Source organism: Acinetobacter sp. CIP 102129, from assembly GCF_000368305.1.
Classification (GTDB): Bacteria; Pseudomonadota; Gammaproteobacteria; order Pseudomonadales; family Moraxellaceae; genus Acinetobacter; species Acinetobacter parvus.
In genome coordinates, this window is the sequence record NZ_KB849336.1 from 1 (window position 1) to 1,301 (window position 1,301).

Genomic DNA, 1,301 nt, shown 5'->3' on the forward strand with positions numbered 1-1,301 from the left:
ATCTTTGTTCATGGCGACATACGCCATTTAGAAAGCAGCCGTACCCACATGGTTCGCAAAATATTTGTTCATGGCGACATACGCCATTTAGAAATTTCCCTGATTACCGTTGCAAGGTTCAAGCGAGTTCATGGCGACATACGCCATTTAGAAAATCCCATCTTTTGATTCGTTTTTTCACCCTTAGTTCATGGCGACATACGCCATTTAGAAAATATAGAATCAAACCTAAATTGTCCTGTAAGTGTTCATGGCGACATACGCCATTTAGAAAGATTCGCGCGATGTCGGGCGACTCAACATGGGGTTCATGGCGACATACGCCATTTAGAAAATTGATAAACCTTTCGACTGGCGCGATCTGCCGTTCATGGCGACATACGCCATTTAGAAATCGATAAGAGCCTGCGGAAGAATATGTCATCTGTTCATGGCGACATACGCCATTTAGAAAGTGATACACAAGCGTTTGGTTCACATACCGTAGTTCATGGCGACATACGCCATTTAGAAAAATAGCTGAATTTAAACCAGCAAAAGAGTAAAGTTCATGGCGACATACGCCATTTAGAAAAGTCCACTCGCAAACACTTCTTTCCAAAAACCGTTCATGGCGACATACGCCATTTAGAAAATCAATGGGCAAAACAACATTTGCTCAAAACCGTTCATGGCGACATACGCCATTTAGAAAACAGCTTAGAACCATTTGGGCGAACCTCAATAGTTCATGGCGACATACGCCATTTAGAAATGAGTTGTCCGTTACAACTTCGTTGATTAAACGTTCATGGCGACATACGCCATTTAGAAATTGGCGCTTGGCAGTACCTTGATGATCAATTCGTTCATGGCGACATACGCCATTTAGAAACAGCGTAACAACTGCAACAGGCGCAATTAGTGGTTCATGGCGACATACGCCATTTAGAAAGTTATATTCAGTTTGTGTCGCACCTGCGATTTGTTCATGGCGACATACGCCATTTAGAAAATTGAGATGCAGACAACCCAATAAAATCACGCGTTCATGGCGACATACGCCATTTAGAAATTGTTGGTTTTCAATGTATTTTTTAATAATATGTTCATGGCGACATACGCCATTTAGAAATGGACGAAGCCTTAACAAATATTAAAAGCCCTGTTCATGGCGACATACGCCATTTAGAAAGTCACTATTTTAACCGCTTTTGCTTCCTCATTGTTCATGGCGACATACGCCATTTAGAAATGGAATGAGCCAAGCTGATTGCAAACGTCTAAGTTCATGGCGACATACGCCATTTAGAAAGGAATGA

General features: G+C 41.7%; 1 CRISPR repeat array.

Going from position 1 to position 1,301, the window contains the following annotated elements:
* Nucleotides 1–6 precede the first annotated feature (6 nt).
* A CRISPR array of direct repeats spans nt 7–1,294; the repeat unit is 28 nt; unit sequence GTTCATGGCGACATACGCCATTTAGAAA.
* The last annotated feature ends 7 nt before the right edge of the window (nt 1,295–1,301 follow it).